25 protein-coding genes are annotated in these 20422 nt (G+C 36.5%); 5 read left to right on the forward strand and 20 right to left on the reverse strand.

Annotation, left to right across the window (positions count from 1 at the left end):
* Positions 1-4: 4 nt before the first annotated feature.
* The 8 genes from rpsA to prsW all read right to left on the reverse strand — a co-directional run bounded on the left by rpsA (position 5) and on the right by prsW (position 7129).
* Positions 5-1141, reverse strand: coding sequence for a 30S ribosomal protein S1 (gene rpsA / locus CKJ95_RS01815; RefSeq protein WP_099351710.1), 1137 nt, complete (start codon positions 1139-1141; stop codon positions 5-7).
* 307 nt (positions 1142-1448) lie between these two features.
* Positions 1449-2030: a lysophospholipid acyltransferase family protein gene (locus CKJ95_RS01820; RefSeq protein WP_099351875.1), complete on the reverse strand. Its 582-nt coding sequence runs from the start codon at positions 2028-2030 to the stop codon at positions 1449-1451.
* 5 nt (positions 2031-2035) lie between these two features.
* Positions 2036-2707, reverse strand: a complete 672-nt coding sequence (cmk, locus tag CKJ95_RS01825; RefSeq protein ID WP_099351711.1) for a (d)CMP kinase — start codon at positions 2705-2707, stop codon at positions 2036-2038.
* 150 nt (positions 2708-2857) lie between these two features.
* Entirely contained in the window at positions 2858-3040 is a 183-nt protein-coding gene (locus CKJ95_RS01830; RefSeq protein ID WP_099351712.1) for a YpfB family protein, read from the reverse strand.
* 73 nt (positions 3041-3113) lie between these two features.
* Positions 3114-3791, reverse strand: coding sequence for a flagellar brake protein (locus CKJ95_RS01835; protein ID WP_099351713.1), 678 nt, complete (start codon positions 3789-3791; stop codon positions 3114-3116).
* A gap of 91 nt (positions 3792-3882) precedes the next feature.
* On the reverse strand, positions 3883-5238 hold the full coding sequence (gene ypeB, locus CKJ95_RS01840) for a germination protein YpeB (RefSeq protein ID WP_099351714.1): 1356 nt from the start codon (positions 5236-5238) through the stop codon (positions 3883-3885).
* A gap of 18 nt (positions 5239-5256) precedes the next feature.
* Positions 5257-6315, reverse strand: coding sequence for a spore cortex-lytic enzyme (sleB, locus tag CKJ95_RS01845; RefSeq protein ID WP_257215702.1), 1059 nt, complete (start codon positions 6313-6315; stop codon positions 5257-5259).
* A 172-nt stretch (positions 6316-6487) separates the two neighbouring features.
* Positions 6488-7129 (reverse strand): glutamic-type intramembrane protease PrsW, encoded by a 642-nt coding sequence (prsW, locus tag CKJ95_RS01850; RefSeq protein WP_099351716.1) that lies wholly within the window; start codon positions 7127-7129, stop codon positions 6488-6490.
* Between the two features lie 136 nt (positions 7130-7265).
* Here prsW and CKJ95_RS01855 point away from each other — a divergent pair, with 136 nt between their 5' ends.
* Positions 7266-8237: an asparaginase gene (locus CKJ95_RS01855; protein WP_099351717.1), complete on the forward strand. Its 972-nt coding sequence runs from the start codon at positions 7266-7268 to the stop codon at positions 8235-8237.
* 24 nt (positions 8238-8261) lie between these two features.
* On the opposite strand, the gene CKJ95_RS01860 is transcribed toward CKJ95_RS01855, so the two are convergent.
* From CKJ95_RS01860 to CKJ95_RS01880, 5 genes are all read right to left on the reverse strand, one after another.
* On the reverse strand, positions 8262-9227 hold the full coding sequence (locus tag CKJ95_RS01860; RefSeq protein ID WP_099351718.1) for a YpdA family putative bacillithiol disulfide reductase: 966 nt from the start codon (positions 9225-9227) through the stop codon (positions 8262-8264).
* A gap of 137 nt (positions 9228-9364) precedes the next feature.
* A complete protein-coding gene (locus tag CKJ95_RS01865; RefSeq protein WP_099351719.1) occupies positions 9365-10648 on the reverse strand; it encodes a Glu/Leu/Phe/Val family dehydrogenase in 1284 nt (427 codons plus the stop codon).
* A gap of 246 nt (positions 10649-10894) precedes the next feature.
* Positions 10895-11485, reverse strand: coding sequence for a genetic competence negative regulator (locus CKJ95_RS01870; RefSeq protein ID WP_099351720.1), 591 nt, complete (start codon positions 11483-11485; stop codon positions 10895-10897).
* 108 nt (positions 11486-11593) lie between these two features.
* Entirely contained in the window at positions 11594-12370 is a 777-nt protein-coding gene (locus CKJ95_RS01875; RefSeq protein WP_099351876.1) for a metallophosphoesterase, read from the reverse strand.
* 28 nt (positions 12371-12398) lie between these two features.
* Positions 12399-12809: a hypothetical protein gene (locus tag CKJ95_RS01880; RefSeq protein ID WP_099351721.1), complete on the reverse strand. Its 411-nt coding sequence runs from the start codon at positions 12807-12809 to the stop codon at positions 12399-12401.
* Between the two features lie 159 nt (positions 12810-12968).
* Between CKJ95_RS01880 and CKJ95_RS01885 the strand changes: the two genes are divergently transcribed.
* From CKJ95_RS01885 to cotJC, 3 genes are read left to right on the forward strand one after another with little or no spacing between them, the layout of a single operon-like run.
* The gene (locus CKJ95_RS01885; protein WP_099351722.1) at positions 12969-13199 is read left to right on the forward strand and encodes a spore coat associated protein CotJA; all 231 of its coding nucleotides are present in this window, start codon (positions 12969-12971) and stop codon (positions 13197-13199) included.
* Positions 13196-13465, forward strand: coding sequence for a spore coat protein CotJB (locus CKJ95_RS01890; protein ID WP_099351723.1), 270 nt, complete (start codon positions 13196-13198; stop codon positions 13463-13465). Before CKJ95_RS01885 ends, CKJ95_RS01890 begins: the two co-directional genes overlap by 4 nt.
* 42 nt (positions 13466-13507) lie before the next feature.
* Positions 13508-14077: a spore coat protein CotJC gene (gene cotJC, locus CKJ95_RS01895; RefSeq protein ID WP_099351724.1), complete on the forward strand. Its 570-nt coding sequence runs from the start codon at positions 13508-13510 to the stop codon at positions 14075-14077.
* Positions 14078-14106: 29 nt separating this feature from the next.
* Here the strand turns inward: cotJC and CKJ95_RS24050 are convergent, their stop codons facing one another.
* The 5 genes from CKJ95_RS24050 to CKJ95_RS01915 are packed head-to-tail and all read right to left on the reverse strand — an operon-like array spanning position 14107 to position 18061.
* Positions 14107-14196, reverse strand: coding sequence for a DUF2663 family protein (locus CKJ95_RS24050; protein WP_142353912.1), 90 nt, complete (start codon positions 14194-14196; stop codon positions 14107-14109).
* A 4-nt stretch (positions 14197-14200) separates the two neighbouring features.
* A complete protein-coding gene (locus CKJ95_RS01900; RefSeq protein WP_099351725.1) occupies positions 14201-14878 on the reverse strand; it encodes a LysM peptidoglycan-binding domain-containing protein in 678 nt (225 codons plus the stop codon).
* Entirely contained in the window at positions 14875-15477 is a 603-nt protein-coding gene (locus tag CKJ95_RS01905) for a CPBP family intramembrane glutamic endopeptidase (RefSeq protein ID WP_099351726.1), read from the reverse strand. Before CKJ95_RS01905 ends, CKJ95_RS01900 begins: the two co-directional genes overlap by 4 nt.
* A 6-nt stretch (positions 15478-15483) precedes the next feature.
* Positions 15484-16995 (reverse strand): RecQ family ATP-dependent DNA helicase, encoded by a 1512-nt coding sequence (locus CKJ95_RS01910; protein ID WP_099351727.1) that lies wholly within the window; start codon positions 16993-16995, stop codon positions 15484-15486.
* Positions 16985-18061 (reverse strand): helix-turn-helix domain-containing protein, encoded by a 1077-nt coding sequence (locus CKJ95_RS01915; RefSeq protein ID WP_099351728.1) that lies wholly within the window; start codon positions 18059-18061, stop codon positions 16985-16987. The genes CKJ95_RS01910 and CKJ95_RS01915 overlap by 11 nt, the downstream gene beginning before the upstream one ends.
* A 298-nt stretch (positions 18062-18359) precedes the next feature.
* Here CKJ95_RS01915 and CKJ95_RS01920 point away from each other — a divergent pair, with 298 nt between their 5' ends.
* Complete coding sequence (locus CKJ95_RS01920) at positions 18360-18608, forward strand: ferredoxin (RefSeq protein ID WP_077618638.1); 249 nt, start codon at positions 18360-18362, stop codon at positions 18606-18608.
* Between the two features lie 87 nt (positions 18609-18695).
* Here CKJ95_RS01920 and CKJ95_RS01925 read toward each other — a convergent pair whose 3' ends face one another.
* Positions 18696-19508 (reverse strand): histidinol-phosphatase, encoded by an 813-nt coding sequence (locus tag CKJ95_RS01925; protein ID WP_099351729.1) that lies wholly within the window; start codon positions 19506-19508, stop codon positions 18696-18698.
* 74 nt (positions 19509-19582) lie between these two features.
* Positions 19583-20284, reverse strand: a complete 702-nt coding sequence (locus CKJ95_RS24005) for a peptidoglycan DD-metalloendopeptidase family protein (protein WP_099351730.1) — start codon at positions 20282-20284, stop codon at positions 19583-19585.
* Between the last annotated feature and the right edge of the window lie 138 nt (positions 20285-20422).

Raw genomic sequence — 20422 nt, forward strand, 5'->3', positions numbered from 1 at the left:
ATGCTTACTTTAATTTATTTAATTGGTCACCAATTACTTCTCCAAGCTGAAAACCAGTTGATTCTTCTTGTTGTTGGTATTTGCTGTAGTCTTCTTCAACGTTTTCTTCTAGTTCTTTCATGCTTAATGAAATACGTTTTTCAGATTGATTTAGTTCAAGGATCTTCACTTTTACTTCTTGGCCTTCTTTTAATACCTCGTGAGGAGTGCCGATGTGCTTAGAAGAAATTTGTGAAATATGAACCAGCCCTTCAACTCCAGGTAACACTTCAACAAAAGCACCAAAGGAAACAAGTCTTCTTACTGTACCTTCAACTACATCGCCGATCGATAATTTTTCTGTGATGCTTTCCCAAGGTCCAGGTAATGTTTCCTTCACTGATAACGAAATTCTTTCATTATCACGGTCAACAGATAATACCTTAACCTTAATCACTTGACCTTCTGATACAACATCGGAAGGCTTTGAGACATGCTCATGCGAAAGCTGAGAAATGTGTACAAGTCCATCAATACCGCCGATATCAACAAATGCGCCAAAATCTGTTAATCGTTGAACAGTACCTTCAAGAACAGCTCCAACTTGTAAAGAATCTAAAACCTGTTGTTTTTTATTTTTTTGCTCTTCTTCAACTACAGCACGATGTGATAAGATTACTCTATTTTTCTCACGGTCAAGCTCAACAACTTTAACAGTTAATGATTTGTCCTTGTAATCAGAGAAATCCTCCACATAATAATTTTCAACTAAAGATGCTGGAATAAATCCTCTTACACCGAGGTCAACAACAAGTCCACCTTTTACAACATCTTTTACAACCGCTTCGAATACTTCACCTGAATTATATTTTTGCTCTAAATCATCCCACGCTTTAGAAGCAAGTACAGCTTTTTTGGATAAAATTAAAGCTTCTTCCTCTACTTTTGTTACAGAAAGCTCTAATTCTTCTCCTTCTGATACAACATCACTAGCTTTTTCAACATGTAGGCTGGATAGCTCACTAATTGGGATAATGCCATCTAACTTACTGTTCTCAACTGATACAAAAACTTGCTTCTCCTCAACCTTTGTAATCTTGCCAGTGATTACATCACCAACTTGTAACTCTTTGTACTCAACTTGGTTCATATCCTCTGCCATTCCAATTACCTCCTTCAAAGTCCAACACGAAAAACAATGTATGTATAAATAATATTATCAAATGCGCCTTGGCGTATTTGCGCCCGATTTTTAGGCCCACAGGAAGTGGGTCATAAAGACGTTGCCACAGGATGTGGCGTACTTAGTCTTTGATCTTACAAATCGAAAAATTTCCTTTGAAAAATCGTGGCATCCGCCGGAGGCTAACTTTATTAAGTAGAGGTATACCTCTACTTAATAAAGTTAAAAATATTCTTTTAATTAACTTCTAATAAATAGAGATATTTGTCAAGTATAAACTCTTAATCTATTGATATTTTTCCTGTATTTCTCTTATAGAATCCATAATTTTATTGGTTACATCTTCAGGTGATGCTTTTTCAGTTCTGAACTTTTCCATCTGAACTGGCTCACCGTATACCACTCTTAATTTACCAAACAGTTTATAAGGCCCTAAGATTGCGCACGGGATAACAACACAATCAGTTCGTAGTGCAAAAAAGCCAACTCCCGCTAAACCTTTTCCCAGCTTTCCATCCTTACTCCTTGTTCCTTCAGGGAAAATGCCTAAAACATTCCCTTCTTTTAGCACCTTTAATGCTGTTCTTAGTGCTTCACGATCACTCATCCCACGCTTTACTGGGAATGCATTTATTTTTGGTAAAATCGCACCTAATACTGGTACGTTAAACAATTCCTCTTTTGCCATAAAGTGAATATGTCTTGGAGAAGTTACTCCAACTACAGGTGGGTCTAAATTGTCGATATGATTCGAACAAATCAAGACCCCACCTTCCTTAGGTATATTCTCCTTACCTATTACTTCAATACGGTAAAGAGGCTTGATGATTGCTGCAACTAATCCTCTTGCAAAGGGGTAGAGATTCATTCCATTCAAATCCTTTCCTTTACAACATCCATAATCTTTGCAACAACCTCTTCGATGCCTAATGATGTTGTATCAATTTCAATCGCATCTTCTGCTTTTCGTAATGGAGCAACCTCTCGTTCTGAATCTAGTTTGTCTCTTTGTGCAATTTCCAACTTTAGTTGCTCTAAATCCGACTGATATCCTTTCGATAGATTTTCTTGGTGGCGACGTTCTGCCCTTTCATCAACAGAAGCGAGAAGGAATATTTTCACTTCTGCATCTGGCAGCACATGAGTCCCGATATCCCTTCCATCCATCACAACTCCACCGGACTTAGCTAAGCTTTGTTGGCGTCTTACCATATCTTCCCGAACTTTACGATGCTTAGAAACAATAGAAACTGAATTTGTTACATCATGCTGTCGAATTTTTTCGGTTACATCATTATTATCAATAAAAACAAGCTGACCAATTTCGCTAGGTCTTAATTCTATATTTGCATTTTGAAGAGCATCAAGAATTTGTTCTTCACTTTCTAGATCTAAGGATAATTGCAATGCTTTGTAGGTTAATGCACGGTACATTGCACCTGTATCAACATATATGTAAGATAATTCTTTTGCAATAATTTTTGCAACAGTACTTTTTCCAGCAGCTGCTGGTCCGTCTATTGCGATTGAAATCTTCTTGTCCATAAACTAAGTAAGCCTCCTGTTAGTAACGCTCTAAAAAGGTCCTTTTACCTTGATAAACAAATAAGCTTGTTCTCTAAAGCTTATTATATTTATTCATTAGAACAGTATTCCTTCTTACGAAAAAATGCAGGGAATCCCTGCATTTATATTTTAATTGTTATCTAATAATGTTTCAATGGTTTTAGTCGTGTCTGATTTATCGACACCTTCATATTCAATCATTCTCGTGATGTACGGAGTCAACGGGCTATATAAAATAATAGCCTGTGCAACAAGTAGAAAGATAAATTGAATAATAGCAAGCTTGATTAAAATACGTTCAAAATTTTTCATTCCATACCAGCCCTAAACCAAGTTTTTACTACTAGTATGCTAATGTATCTCTTTTTTTATTCTGGAAAGCATGCTATTCTTTCAATTCGCTAGAATGTATGCCTTTTTTCTTTAACAATAATTGTCTTTGAAAACAAAACTTAATTAACTGTTGCCGAGCAGACTCTGTAACGTCCACAAATTTAATTGACGCTTTTTTTCTTTCTCCGTTTTTCCCTTCAACAATACGGATTACTTTACTTTTAAAGGATACGTATTGATATTCGTCAGGAAGGGTTGGGAAGACAAAATATGTGTTTATATCTGCTCCAGGATTAAGGCTTTTCGAAGAAGGTAGAATGATTGAGGCACCACCAGCACTAATATCATGAGTAATTGTAACAAATGGCTGAAACTCCCCGTTCATGCTGTGGATAGCAACATCTACTGGTGTTTCTATACGTACATATTCTCGTCGTTGAATCTTAAACATCTGATCGTCACCTGGAAAGGAAAGAACAATCATAGGGATATTTTGTTTAACTCTGCCTAGTACTGAAGTATCAAAAAAATAAGCCGAAGTACTATCTCCCGCTACAAAAGCCTTTAACATTGTTCCATTTAATAAATAAACTGTTTTCCCTGTTTTCGTATTAACAGGATAGTCAATATAGAGCTTGTGTTCATTTCTTTCAACAACCCTGCACCTATATTTCTCACCATTTGGATTAGTGGTTGGTTCAAGGTTTATCATATCCCCAATTTTCAACACGGACGTTCACTCTTTCTAAAACATTCTGTATACTAATTAAACCACGAATAAATAAAAAAAGGAAAGCAAATTTGCTTTCCTTTTTGTACGCCTATGATTTGTTTAACCCTTTATAGACTGGCTCAGCATTTTTAAGCTTTTCAACCTTTTCTTCAAATCCATTTTCAGCATTGATAAAGATTCGGTACGTATCATTATTAATGGTTCCTAAGAACTCATAGCAAAGGACGTCTTGGTCTAGATCATTTGTAATGATAGCTAGACGATCTTCCATTATTTCAAGATTCGGGTTAATATGTTTCTTCGCTTCTTCTATTGAAATTTTTGGTTTACCTGCTGTTTTTATCTTGCCGGCCATTAAATAATCTCTTGCCGTAAATCCGATAATGTTTCCATCATCAAGTGCAACTTTCATTTTAATGGAATCTGAATACACTCTGACTCCATTAACAGATGAAACGAAATTAAATACTCCGATGTTATCATATTGAGCACTTTCAAATAGCTCTAAGTTTTCAAATTTATTCTCTTTTAAAAATTTCTGAGCTCTGTTATATGCATCATTAAGACTGATTGCACTTTTTGCAACTTCACGGTTACGAATGATCCAAATCGGAACTCCACCCTTTTTCGTAATATCCATGAACGTATTTACTTTTGATTTTGGATCATTTATTTCTAGACTATAAAATCCATTTTGCGACCCCTCACCATTTTCAGTAACTAACATTTCAATGTTCCCTTTTAACCCTAGGAACTTTTTTGCGACTTCTTTTGCTTGTTCTTCATTTATTTCCGGTCCTTCTAAATCAGGAAATTTCTCACCATCTTTTTTCGTGGTTGTTAGCGTGACACCAAACTCACTCTCAGAGTAAGCAGCCACATTTTTTTCGACGGTTTTAAGACCATCTATAATGGTGTTATCAGCCTGTTTTTCACCTGAAGCTAGCGCTAATTCAACATCCATCCAGCGAAGGTTATTCTCCATAACTAGATGTTGGACAGTCCGAAGCTCCTTTTGGATATCCTCTGAATTTTTATAGAGCTGTTGAAGCGTAGCGTATTCTTTATCAGACAATGGCTCTTTTGATAGGTCACGTACCGCTGTACGATAACTAAAATCCCCGATATTACTTAGAAACTCTTCCGTTTTATTAAAAGGCATAAGAGACAATGGTAATTGTCCTACATCTGAATGTGCCTCGGACGTAAGTCTCCACACGTCTGCAAGTGTTGGAGAAAGTGAACTTTGTGAATTCATTGCAAGTGTTGTTCCAATTTTGTCGTGTAAAAGGTCAATATGATAGGTTAAATTATGAAACGCTCGTTGGTAGTTATTTTCTGCTTGTATTAGAATGGCATTTTTCTCTTGGTGCTCTTTATAGCCCCAATAGCCTGTTCCAATAATCCCTATTGTAAGTACTGTAATTAATATTCCTCTTAGCAAATTGTCTCACCTTCCATTCTAATTACAGAATATGTGCTTTCCGATTCTCTTAATTTGCGGTCTACCCCAAATCCACTTACTTGTTGCTGTATCTGGATTAAAGTAATAGGTCGCACCTCCTGTCGGATCCCAACCATTTATCGCATCAATTACTGCTTTTTTTGCCTGCTCATTCGGCGTCAACCAAATTTGTCCATCCGCCACTGCCGTAAACGCAAGTGGTTCAAAAATAACACCAGATACTGTATCCGGGAAAGTCGGGCTATCCAAACGATTTAAAATCACTGCTGCAATTGCTACTTGTCCAACATATGGCTCTCCACGAGCTTCTCCATAAACTGCATTTGCAAGGAGCTGAATATCATTTTGTGAAAATCCACCCGGCATATTCACTGCTGTTGGTCCTTGTGATTGTGCCTCTTCCTTCTGTTCAACCTTTGCTTGTTGTTTAGCTGGTTGTTTCGGTTGAGCTTGAGGCTGTTGAGCCTGACCAGCTTGGCCCTGCTGCCCTTGTGGTTGTTTTGGCTGAGCTTGAGGCTGCTGTTGCTGTTGCGCTGGTTGCTTCGCTTGCGGTTGCTGTTGTGCTGGCGCTTTAGCCTTCGGTTGTTGTGCTTGTCCCTGGCCTGCCTGTGGTTGCTTTTGCTCCGCTGTAAATTGCTTTTCTATATCAGTTCGCCTTGTTTCTGCCGCTGTTTTTGCTTTTTGGATGTTCGCTTCAGATGGAGCGGACTGGATGCTCCACGGAACGCCTCCATAGTGGGTAAAACGATTCCCTTTACGCAAATTATCATATACAAATTGCTTATTATATTTTGTAAAGCGGTTTATCATGGCTTTCGTTTTGTCACCAACAAGCCCATCCACTTCTTCTAGCCCGAAAGCCTTTTGGAAGTTACGAACAGCCCAATACGTACTCCATCCATACACTCCATCAATCGTTCCGTGGTAATAACCGTTATACTGAAGTCTTGATTGCAATTCAATTACATCGTCACCTGTTGCACCACGTTGAATAATCTGTTCAGAAAAAGCATGAACATTATAATTAGTTCCGCCGATGAACACACTGACAAACATGATAAGGACGATGGGGAACATCAAATATTTTTTGAAGCTCATGATCAATTACCTCCCTAACCATTTTCTATATATACTTACAAGTATTTTCTGTAGAGATTGGTATTTTATTCAGATTTTATATTTGATTAAAAATGAACATAAAAAATAACCTGCCTAAGCGACAGGTTATCTATACATTTGGTTTTGCTATTTTTACTTTTCGTAATCCAAACCACCATAAAAACAACATAAATGGGATCATCATATAAATCCATTTCTTTAAAGATAAAAGTATGTAATCGTACATCCCATGTAACAGGAATGGAAATAAGAAGGATATCAAAATCCATTTTCGCTTTTCATTAGGAGAAAATTTAGCTTTTCCAAGATAAAACCCCATAATCACACCGAAAAGAGCGTGACTTGATACTGGTAAAAGGGCTCGACCTACAGCCAAATGAACCCCATTCGCCAATAGATAAAGAATATTTTCTAAAGTTGCAAATCCTAACGACAGCGCCGCACCATAGACTATTCCGTCATATTGTTCATCAAATTCAATATGCTGATAAACGGTATAAAAAAGGATAAACCATTTAAAAAACTCTTCTAATAAAGCTACCCTTAAGAAAGCCTGTGAAAAGCTGTGCTTAAATACCTCTTCAACCCCTAAGACATATTGAATAAACATGATTGGAAATACCAATAATGCACCAAAAATGAATATTCGAAAAACCATTAAAATGGGTTCTGCTTCATATTTATCTTTTAAATAAAAATAACTTAATAACGCAAGTCCAGGTGCAAGTCCTGCGGTTATGACCGCCACCATATAATTCCTCTTCTCCCTAATAATCAATTAATGTTTGAGTAACAGATACTTTTATCGTAACATGTAAGTTGGTAAATGAAAATATGAACTATCCTGTTTATGGATAATTTTTCTATATAGAATTGAGGGAGTTACATTGAAAAAAATACTCATTATTCACACTGGTGGAACAATTGCAATGATGGAGGATAAAGACACCGGGGCGGTACAGCAAAACCAACAAAATCCATTGCTTCTGCACACTGATGCTTTATCATCCATTGCTGATGTTCAGGTCGAGGATCTATTCCAGTTGCCTTCTCCACATATTACTGAAAAGATTATGTTGTTACTAAAGGAAAAAATTGAAAAAAGTATCAAGGAAGAGAATATCGAGGGTGTTGTTATTACTCACGGGACTGACACACTTGAGGAAACGGCTTATTTCCTTGATTTAACCGTTCAATCTGATATACCAATTGTTGTTACTGGAGCGATGAGATCAAGCAATGAGATTGGGGCAGATGGTCCTTATAATTTGATCTCAGCTGTACGGGTAGCGGCTTCCGATAGCGCAATTGGGAAAGGTGTTTTAGTTGTCCTAAACGATGAAATACATTCAGCAAAGAACGTAACAAAAACTCACACAAGTAATATTGCTACATTCCAAAGCCCACAGTATGGTCCACTAGGAATTGTAAGTAAGCGAGAGATTACCTTTCACCATGTACCAACTGTTCGAGAAACATATGAAATAGAAAAGATCACAAAAAATGTTGTCGTACTAAAAGCATACGCGGGTATGGATGGGTCAATTATTCAAGCGATTCGCTCATTACATCCTGATGGCTTAGTTATCGAAGCCCTTGGACAAGGTAATCTCCCCCCAAGAATGGTACCAGAGTTAAAGAAGCTTATGGATAGTGGAATACCTGTTGTCTTAGTTTCCCGCTGTTTTAATGGATATGTACAGGAAGTGTACAATTATGAAGGTGGCGGACGCCAATTAAAAGATTTTGGTGTGATTTTTTCAAATGGTTTAAATGGTCAAAAGGCAAGACTTAAGCTACTAGTCACTTTAGAAATCACAAATGACCATGATGAACTACAAGAAATGTTTTACAAATAAGAAAAGGGCGCCAGTATGGTCGCCCTATTTTCTTTCCATTATTGTTTTTGCAATTAAGTCTCCATGGAAACGCCCATTTTCAATGAATATCTCATTGGCATTATTACCCGCAGCAATTACACCGGAAATAAAAATACCCTCCACATTTGTTTCCATTGAATCAGGGTTAAATAACGGTCTACCTGTTTCTTTATCGATTTCAACATTCATTTTTTGCAGAAAACTGTGATCCGGATGGTAACCAGTCATTGCAAATACATATTCATTCTTCACTTGTTTTTTCTCATTCCCAACCTGATAACTAACAGCATCAGGGGTAATTTCAAGGACATTTGCATTAAACTCCATAGTAATAATCCCATTTCGTACTAATGCTTCAAATTCTGGCAAAATCCAGGGTTTAATGCTAGGCGAATACTCGGAACCACGATATAAGACTGTTACTCTTGCATCTGCATTTGCTAGTTCTAATGCTGCGTCCACGCTCGAGTTCTTTCCTCCGATAACGACGACATCCTTATCAAAATATGGGTGTGGCTCTTTAAAATAATGAAACACTTTAGGTAGATCCTCACCAGGAACATTCATATAGTTTGGATTGTCATAATATCCAGTCGCAATAATGACGTATTTTGATTGATATTTACCCTTTGAAGTAGTGATCAGGAACTCTCCATTTTCTTGCTTCAAGACTTCTGCCACTTTTTCAAACGCATTGACTCTAATTTTCTTTCGTTTTGCTACTTCACGATAATAGGCCAAGGCCTGATTTCTTTTGGGCTTCCGACCTTCAATAATAAATGGTACATCCCCTATTTCTAATTTCTCACTTGAACTAAAAAATGTTTGATGTGTTGGATAATGGTATATTGCATTTACAATATTCCCCTTTTCAATCACTAATGGATTGATTCCAATATTCTGCAGTGCGATTGCTGCTGCCAGTCCACAGGGACCCCCACCGACAATGACGACTTCTTCCAATTGCATGTTTGTCACTCCTACTAGTCAAAAAAAAATCTCCTACCAAAATGATAGGAGTTTTTTCTTGTCTTTGCAAATAAAATGATAAATCAAATATGACATACATTTCCTGCCCAGACTTTTTAAACCCACATGAAAATAAGTTAAATCCAGCCTCTGAAGCGTGAAGCTTCTGCCATTTTTCTTACGCCTACCATGTAGGCTGCAAGTCTCATGTCAACACGTCTATTTTGCGCAGTTGTATAAATATTTTCAAAGGATTTGACCATTACTTTTTCAAGTTTTTCTTCCACTTCTTCTTCTGACCAGTAATAACCTTGGTTATTTTGAACCCATTCAAAATAAGAAACGGTAACACCACCAGCACTTGCTAAAACATCCGGTACTAGTAGAATCCCTCTTTCAGTTAAGATTTGTGTTGCTTCAAGTGTAGTAGGTCCGTTTGCAGCTTCCACTACTATGCTTGCTTTTATATTATGGGCATTCTCTTCAGTAATCTGGTTTTCAATCGCAGCCGGAACAAGAATATCACAATCAAGCTCCAACAATTCCTTGTTGGTGATTGTATCATTAAATAGCTTCGTAACTGTTCCGAAACTGTCTCGACGATCTAATAGGTAATCAATATCCAGACCATTTGGATCATATAAACCACCATAAGCATCTGAAATACCAATTACTTTAGCACCGGCGTCATGCATAAATTTGGATAAAAAGCTACCTGCATTTCCAAAGCCTTGTACAACGACACGGGCCCCTTCTAAGTCAATGCCACGCTTTTTCGCTGCTTCACGAATACAAATTGTAACTCCCTTAGCAGTTGCAGACTCACGACCATGTGATCCACCTAGCACAAGTGGTTTACCCGTAATAAATCCAGGTGAGTTAAATTCGTCTATGCGACTATACTCGTCCATCATCCAGGCCATGATTTGTGAATTGGTAAATACATCTGGCGCCGGGATATCCTTTGTAGGACCTACGATTTGACTAATTGCACGAACATATCCACGACTTAGTCGTTCAAGCTCACGGAATGACATATCTCTAGGATCACAAATGATTCCACCTTTTCCTCCACCATATGGTAAATCAACGATACCACATTTTAAACTCATCCAAATCGAAAGCGCTTTAACTTCCTTTTCAGTCACATTTGGATGAAATCGAATTCCACCTTTTGTAGGACCTACAGCATCGTTATGCTGTGCGCGATAGCCTGTAAAGATTTTAACAGATCCATCATCCATTCTTACAGGAATTTTTACGGTCATCATTCGAATCGGTTCTTTTAATAGTTCATAAACTTCCTCAGGGTACCCTAGTTTTTCTAATGCTTTATGTATAACTGTTTGTGTAGATTTGAGGACATCCATCTTTTCTTCCTTATTCTGCCCTGAAATGTCCTTTTTGTTTTCGGCTACCATTTGTAAACCTCCCAAGATTTTTCACAATTCCATTAGAGGATGTTCAAAAAGTGCGGTGAACTGGCGAATCGAATTTCTCTTATTGTCCACCTTTCCAGTCACTAGTATACACCTTCCATATGTTTATGCAAGATGAAAAATGAAGAATCTTCATTTTTCTCTCTAAATTGTAAATTAGTTTACAATTTGAGATTTTAGAGCTAACAACATAAAAGAAAAACCCCTAATCAAGGTTAGAGGTCTCCCCTATTTTTTAATAAAATACTTGTAAATATCTTTCATTGCATTTTCTTTAAAAAGTATTTTCCCATATTCATGGACCCTATATTTTGTAATAGTTGCAGGATTGCCAAATTCAGCTAAAATGGCAATGACGTTTTCAGTTTGGAGTGTCAAATTATCTTCAAGTAGTAAATAAAAATAGTCTTTAAATGAATATAGTCTTCCACCATCTATTGATAAACTTATTAATCTAGTTGAAAGTTGGATCACATCTTCAAATGAGCGAAATTCGTAAAATATATCTTTACTTTCATCAAGCGTAACCTGCATTTCAATGTAATCTTCATCCATAAATTCTTCGTCTTCAAGGTCACCTACTGAATTAGTTACGATGATCACCATACCTTGAGCCTGTAAGGAATACACTTCAACAGCAATAGGACCATCGGCTTCAAAGCCTAATTCGATACTTGCTTCCTCGATCATATCTCGGAATAATTGGTGGACCTTAAGCGAATCCGACAAAAGATCATCTTTAGTGAGGCCACGATCAACCAGATCATCGAATGTTAGAAAAATCTTGATTTTATTATAAGTTAAGCGTTCGAGACGCATTAAAAACCCTCCCTCACCATCACACCTACAGCAACCGTTTCTTTATTTTATGAAGGAATATAAATTATGTTCTTGGAATTACCGTTGTTGGGACTTTTTTTGCGACGTCTATTCACTTTGTGATGATTGTAGGATAAGTAAATGTGTTTCAGGTGGTGCACCGAGCCTGAGTGGAATACCGGATGTTCCAAATCCATTACTTACGAAAATGGTCGTTCCATTTTTGTGCTCTACCCCACCTTTAGGATAAAGCCCGAATTTCCAAAACCGGATTTGTCCACCATGGGTATGTCCAGATAATAAAAGACTTATCCCTTGTTCTGGTTGAAGTTCACTTTTGATTTCTGGATTATGGCTAACCAAAATTTTAAAATCCACCTCATCCCCTGCGTCTAGAAGAGCAAGGTCCAAACGACTTCTGCCTTCCCTCAGATCATCTATTCCTAAGAGAGCGAGCTTTTCTCCCTCACCAGTTTCAAAAAACATAGCTGTATTATCAAGAATTTTAATTCCCATACTTAAAAGAAGAGAATCAAGTTCATGGTAATCAACTTCATAGTCATTATTTCCCCATACAAAGTAAGTCGGCCCAACAATTTTTATTAATTGAAGGTTCTTCTCCACTCTTTCAAACGGTACTCCCTTTTCGGTTAAATCCCCTCCAATTATAACAATGTCTGCTTTCCCTTTTACTTCATTGATTATATTTTCTGAAACTTCTCTTCTGTGAATATCTGAAATGAAGAAAATGGTAATCTTTCCAAAGCTTTTTGGGAAGTTCGAAAACGAAAGAGTTTTCGTTATCACACGCTCCATTCTTGCTTCACGCCACATATAGAGAAGGAGTATTATTCCAACTAAAAGTATACCGTAAAAAATTAGCATGGTCATGGTCTTGCCCCTACCTATCTAATCAGCTTTTTACTTTAATTCTTTCGGAGTTTGAACTTTGACTGTATGAAGGTAAATCTACAGTAATGATACCATAAATAATGGAAAAGGCTATCAATAAAAAAGTTTGCCAAGGACCATATATAAATAAAATCAAATAGCCTCCTACTAAACTTACAGGGATGAATAATTGCATAAATGAAAAACGATTACCTTTAGCCATGTGATAAAAGCTTTCAATGGCACCCTTAATTAGCACAGAATGGGCTAAAAACCCGATAAAAAAACAAATCATTAAGATGAAAAACAGGAACGGATTTATGATAAAACTTGTTAACAATTGTGGTATTTCAATAATGGAAGTTCCTGATGTTAAAAAAATGAGCATAAACCCGCAAAAAAATCCAATCACTTCATATATAATTTTATCCATACCCCCATCTCCTTCTTATTTCAGATTATGAAGAGAGGATAAAATAGATACAAATTTTCCTATTCAGTATTAAAAATAATTTCCTAGTCATTTTTTTATTTCTCCAGCCATAAAGTAAACTGACATCGTTTTGTATTTTGACATCAAGGAGGTTACTTCATGTTTACTACTAGGAAGGCCTATTATCCCTATGTGAGCCCTTTTGATCCTTGCAAACCAATCACATGTAAAACCTACGTTACTCCTCCAAATCTTTATATAACATTTCAACCAGCAAACCTACCACAATTCACTCCAAAGCAAGCATTATACACAGGTACACTTTGGAAAATTTTTTATGATCCGTATTACGGTCCATATGAACCTAAAAGGGAGGCTGAAAATGAATGAATCCTAAACAGATGCCCCCAGAGTATTATGCGTTATTAGAAGACTTACAGGCTTTGGATTTTGTCTTAGTAGAACTCACCCTGTATCTAGATACCCACCCTAATGATTATGAGGCGATTCAACAGTTCAACTCAGTTTCACAGCAACGAAGAAAAGTAGCAAAGCTATATGAGGAAAGGTTTGGGCCATTAACTCAATATGGTCGTTATAGCTATTCCAATTATCCTTGGAACTGGGATGACGAACCTTGGCCATGGCAGGTTTAACAAAATAATCATTTTGTTCATCAAGGGGAGGAATTTATATAAATGTGGATATATGAAAAAAAACTACAGTATCCCGTTAAAGTAAGTACGTGTAATCCAGCTTTAGCTAAATTATTGATTGAACAATATGGTGGTGCAGACGGTGAGCTTGCGGCTGCATTACGTTATTTAAATCAACGTTACACAATACCTGGTAAAGTGATTGGATTGTTAAATGATATTGGAACTGAAGAATTTGCTCATTTAGAAATGATTGCGACAATGGTATATAAACTAACGAAAGACGCAACACCAGAACAACTAAAAGCTGCTGGACTAGGAGCACACTATGTGAACCATGATTCTGCATTATTTTACGAAAATGCTGGTGGTGTACCATTTACTGCGACATACATCCAGGCAAAAGGCGACCCGATTGCTGATTTATATGAAGATATTGCAGCTGAAGAAAAAGCAAGAGCCACTTATCAATGGATTATTAATATGAGTGATGACCCAGACTTAAATGATAGTCTTCGATTTCTTCGAGAAAGGGAAATTATCCATGCTCAACGTTTTAGAGAAGCTGTTGAAATCCTTAAAGAAGAAAGGGATAAAAAGAAATTTTTCTAAATGAGTAAATAGCTGAATGCTATATTCAGCTATTTACTTTCATGATATAAATTCACGTCAAACTCTTTTTTCATCATTTCAAATACCCTCTGGCGCTCACGCCACTGTACTGGTTTCATTCGTTTATTTTTTTATCGGTATTTGTAAAACTTGACCTTCAATAACGGTATCACCATTTATATTATTCCATCTTTTGATTAACTCTTCACCAGAGCGACTATTATAATATTTCATAGATATCCGATATAATGTTTCATCGGCTTTTACCTTATGATATTTCACATCATAACGGTCCTTTGGCTGTTCCTGAACTGGTTGCTTTGCCTCTTCATTACTTGCTGTATTTTCATTAACCTGTTGACCTGCTTCTTCTTTAGGTTCCTCTTGTTTATTGACTTCTGGCTGTTTTGCTTCCTCTTGTTCAACATTTTTTTGTTCTTGTTCAGTTATTTCTGGATCTTGTTTAGTCTCTGTTTCTTCAGTTGGTGTTTCTTCCTCATTATTTTCAGGATAACGAACGGCCTCGTCTTTATTTTCTTTATTTTCATAGCTAATGCTTTCGAAATTCGCACTCTTTTTTACCGGACTTGCCTCCAGTTTTTCAGGATTCGTATTAAATTTAAAGCTAAGAATTGCAACAGGAAGTAAAATAAATAAAAGAGCCAACAAGCGAATAATCGGGTATTTTATCTTAAACCGTGTTTTCTTTTTCTTTTGTCTATGGATTTCACTTCGAGATGGTAAAGTCGAAGTGCGTTTTTTTATATCAACTGACTTTTCTTCTCCTTCAGGATGCTTCAAGACGATACCCCCTCTTTTTGAGCACGCAAATAATCAATTCTAAGCTTTACTGCCAAAATAAAATCTATCAAAAAATGAGCATATACAGTAATCCAAAGATTTTGATAAACCTCATAAATATAACCTAATAAAAAGCTTAAAATAACAACAGACAATAGTAGAACCCACTTATGTAAATAGCGTACATGTAATAATGCAAAAATAACACTAGCAATAATCAGTCCAAAATGGGTCTGAATAACACCTCTAAATAAAATCTCTTCCGCAAAGGAAATTAATAAGCATAAAATAAAAATATGCGGAATACTTCTTTTTTGGAAAATTCTTTCGTTAATACCACCATCATCATACATTGCTTCTGGAAGCCATTTTACAAGCAATAAATCAATAATAACAACAGCAATTGCAAATCCAGAACCAATAAGAAGAATATTCCAATCCTTCCAATGCCAGAGCTCCATAAATGATGACCAATGATCAAATAGGAAAAAACCAAGCCCTAAAGACAAAATTAATAAGATTCCTTGTGTTAGATAAAGGTGAAAAACGATTTCTTTATCTGCTAAATTTTTGACAATATCAGCTTGGCGCCTACCCATAATTTTTCACCCTTTTCTATGGAAGATACGATGCAATTCTTGTCTCCAAGATGGCAGCTCCCACTCATTTACTTCTTTACCGTTTCGTTTGTACAACTTGAAGTCAATTCCACATAAATCACAGCAAGATGAAGGTCTCACTTTTAGGCTTTCGTCGAAGTATGATAATACAGCTTCCCTTCGACATCCGTGAGTCTCTAACCATCTCTCCATCAGTTTAAGTTTGCTGTACTTGTATAAATATCGTTTATTTGCAGCTTCCTCAATGATTTCAACTTTTTGCCGTGTATTAAGTTCGTACTCGATACAGTCATCGATTTCCAGGTAAAATTGAATAAATCTCCATTGAACTTCAGATACACCGAATGCTGAATAAAAATACTCTTCAACCGATTTTGTATTTGTAAATTTTCCTTTCGTTTGTATCTCTTTATTCATGTATTCAATTATTTGATGTGTTTGTTCTTTCGATGGAAACTCATATTTAAGCAAGACTTCAGGTATTTCTCGGTCAAATTCACTATGAAGTAAAATAGCAATACTTGATTTACCGTCCCTGCCAGCACGCCCTATTTCCTGTAAATATGCCTCTACTTGTGAAGGGTAATGGAAGTGAATGACATATCGGATATCTGACTTATTCACACCCATCCCAAATGCATTCGTGCAACAAATAATGGATAGTTGATTATTGATGAATTGCTCCTGGATCAACATTCTTTTTTCCTGTTCCATTCCACCATGGTAATAAGCAACTCGATCAAAGCCTTCATCTTTTAAAAATTGCGCAATATTTTCGGCCCATAATCGACTTGAAAAGTAAATAATTCCTGGCCCTTGCAAATCTTTTATATAGTTTAAAAGCACATCTTTCTTTTCTTCCAGCGAATTAACCTTTTTCACCGTTATGGCAATGTTTGGTCGATCAATCGAGTGGATGTGCATTTTCGGATCATTCAATTGTAATGTCCTGCTAATATCCCCTAGAACCTCTTTTGTAGCTGTTGCGGTTAGTGCTAAACAAGGTGGGGATCCGATTTCACGGCGAATATCACCCAATCGGGAATAGTCTGGACGAAAATCATGCCCCCATTGCGAGATACAATGTGCTTCATCCACCACAAACATAGAAAAACGAATTCCTTTTAATCGACTTAAAATAAACTTTGACTGGAGAATTTCAGGGGAGGCAAAAATATATTTATATTTGTGCAAGCTGGGTAGAACCTTACGTTTTCTCTCATTTGATAAAAAACTATTAAGGGCAATCACCCTTTTTTCACCCATTTTTCTTATCTGAAGAACCTGATCTTCCATAAGTGCAACAAGTGGTGAAATGATAAGTACACTACCTTCGAGAATTTGAGCAGGAAGCTGATAGCACAGCGATTTCCCTCCACCTGTGGGTAAGAGTGCCATGACATCTTGTCCAGCTAAAATATCATCTATAATTTCCTTTTGCCCTTCTCGGAACGTAGAATGATTAAATTTTTCTTTTAAAATTAAATTAAGATCCATGTTTACCACCAAATCTTGCAAGAACTAGTCTAATTTCAAAATACGAGATGTCATTTGTCAATTTTTCCTTTAAAGGTCGTAATTGCTTTATTTGTAATGTCTTATAAACAGATAGTATCTGCTGCTGATGTTCGTGTGGAACGAATCGATCAATTGAAAAATCAGGTTTTTGATGCGTTACTTCAACAATATGATCTTCAATTGTATTCCGTTTTAGATTTCGAATGATTCCAATTTCATCGATTGTTTTACCCTGTAGTAGCAATTGATACGTTTTCTTTGTTGAAGCTGTTAGTAATACATCCTCTTGATGTTGAGCCTCAATCATAGAACTAAGAAGAGGGAAACTGTTCCCATTCATTTCAAGATGATGAATAATAGTATGTAAGGTATGTAAAAAGAGAACCTGGCACCATACTTCATCCTCACCTAGTAAGGAACTAATCTGATCGATTGTATATCCAATTCTCGCTGAACTGGTCAGCCTCATGACAAAAATGGTTGATTCTAGCTCTGAAACCATTTCAAGGAGCGACAAAATCTCATTGTAAAGCGCTTCTGATAAAATAAATCGAGTATGTCCATCCTTAATTAAGAAACCTTTTACCCAGTCAGCAATTGAATCTTCTTGTTGGATTGGAGTATATTGTTTTTTTTCATTTACTAAATTCGACAAAACCTGCGTTAACAATGAAAGCCTACGCCAAAGTAAGATGGACTGTTCATTATACTTCCAGCCATTTAAATGCGGAGGAATCGGTTTCTTTTCAAATTCCTTTTTTAGTACACTTTTACCAAGAGATGTAATGGTAAATTTATTACTTGAAGGTGTTATTTCTTCAATTAGAGCATGTTCATGAAGTATTTGTATCTCCTTCTCAACCTGTTCTCTTCGAATCGGCCTTAGAATACCGAATAGAGGAGTGAGATCAAATAGATTCGCATCCCCAATCGTTTGAGAGGACTTTTTACCGTTCAACAAGTGATGTATCCCATAAACAGTCCGTTCACCGTCTAGTTTATGCAAGCAATATAAGATTAATATCGAGCGATAAGTAATGTTCACGGCTTCTCCCCCTCAAACGACGAAATAGATGGAAAATTGTCGAACGAATGTTACTTTTATTTTATCAAATAATAACGAAAAGTGGGATGTTTTCGTGTGGAATTATGAACATGCTTGTCAAATGGGAAAAACCCTTTTAGATTAAGCAATCTCACTATATATTTTTATTGAAAAGTTTTGTGAACAGCTTTACAATGAATATGAGGAAGCTGTTTCCATGCTATGAGGAAGTAGGATGGGGAACTACTATAAATATACATTTTATACATGTAACGATTTTTCGGGAGGTAAAGTACACATGGCAAAGTATACCATTGTTGACAAAGAAACTTGTATCGCATGTGGTGCATGTGGTGCAGCTGCACCTGACATCTACGATTACGATGATGACGGAATTGCATTTGTAACACTTGATGATAACCAAGGAATTGTAGAAATTCCAGAAATATTAGAGGAAGACATGATCGATGCTTTTGAAGGTTGCCCAACGGATTCCATTAAGGTAGCAGACGAGCCATTCGACGGTGATCCACTAAAATTTGAATAGTCTTTATATTCAATGAAGAACCCTTTCGTTTAGGGGTTCTTTTTTTAAATGGTAAAAAGCAGGCAATGCCTGCTTTTTGTCGTTCTATTATCCAAGTGGAACTTCTTTACGTTCCCCTTTTTCAAATGTCATTAAGGTTTTGTAGCCTACACTTTTAGCTAGTTCAATTGCTTGATCAAAATCAGCACCTACATCCTGTGGTCGGTGTGCGTCCGATGACAAGACGATTGGAATGTTTTTATCAAAGCACATTTGGAGTAGTCGAGGATCTGGATAAAGCTTGCCAATTGGCTTTCGCAATCCAGCAGTACTAATTTCAACGCAGGTTTTTGAGTTCGCTAATGCTGTAGTTGCACGATCAAATTGATGCAAAAGGAACTCCTCATCTTCAGGAATGTATTTAAAAATCTTGACTAGATCAATATGACCGATAATATCAAATAGGTTTGATTCGGCCAATGTAATCACCTGATCATAATACTTTGTATATGTATCATGTAGATCCCTTTTATCCCATTCATCACGAAACTCCGCAAGGTCAATTCCAAAATCGCCAACCCAATGGATGGAGCCAATTACATAATCAAAATCATAGGTAGAAATGAATTTCTCCATTTCTGCATGCTTCCCAGGTGTATAATCCATTTCAATGGACATCTTTACATCAATATTATTTTTCCAGGCAATCTTAAATAAATCTACATAATCCTTCATGTCATAATATCTTCTTGCATCAACCCATGGATTACTCAGAATATCTTTTGTCTGATAAAAATGATAAGCGTGTTCAGAAATCCCGAAATGATCAATTTTTTTTGCCTTTGCTTCATCAATAAACTTCATTAAATAGTCTAATTCAAGCGTTCCAAGCTCTAAATGATTGTGATAATCAGTTCGCATACCGAATCCCCCCAAAGTTTTTCTTATTATACATGAACTTGTCTCTCTAGGGGAATAAAAAAGCTCAAAATTATTTAGGATTTTTCGACAATTAAGATTTGATTAGGAAAAATTAAATCATCTGTTAACTGATTTAACATCTTAATTTCCTCAACAGTTAAACCTACCCGATGTGCAATTACTGATAAAGAATCCCCAGCCCTCACTGTATAGGTTTCAATCTTTTTTAAAACTTCAGCGTCCTCTTTTTCCAATTCCATTAATGTAGGAACTAAAATTTGCTCATCGGTTAGCATATAAAGAGGGTCAATCGCATTGTTTCTAGAAGAATTCCATTCTCCATTATGTACTTCAAAATGTAAATGTGGACCAGTTGAATTACCTGTACTACCGATATGACCAATTAACTGACCTTTTACAACCTTTTCTCCTTCTTGAACATTGCGCTTACTTAAGTGTGCATAAACTGTCTCATATCCATTTGGATGCTCAATAAAAACGACATGCCCATATGAACCCTTGTAATATGATTTTTTTACGATTCCTTCTTCAACCGCATATATATGATCTCCTAGCGGAGCAGCGATATCTAAGCCTTTGTGATTGCCTTGTCTCGTTCCAAACGTATCAGTGATTCTCCCTGTGACCGGCCACGCCCATTCCTCTGTTGCATTATTACCTGTAAGTTCATGTGCGTTGACATTACGATCTCCTACAAAGAGTAATCCTGTACAAACTGCCAAAATGGCAAGAATTACAAATCGTTTACCAAACATTTTGATCCTCCTCAAAATATTGAACAAATGATGCTATGAAAATGTGAACCCGTTATGATTAGATTCAAGGACACCCCCTATCTCACATTATCTCTATTTACTAAGCAAATAAGGGACACCCTTACATTATTTGAAAAA

Source organism: Fredinandcohnia onubensis, from assembly GCF_002734285.1.
Lineage (GTDB): Bacteria > Bacillota > Bacilli > Bacillales > Bacillaceae_L > Ferdinandcohnia > Ferdinandcohnia onubensis_A.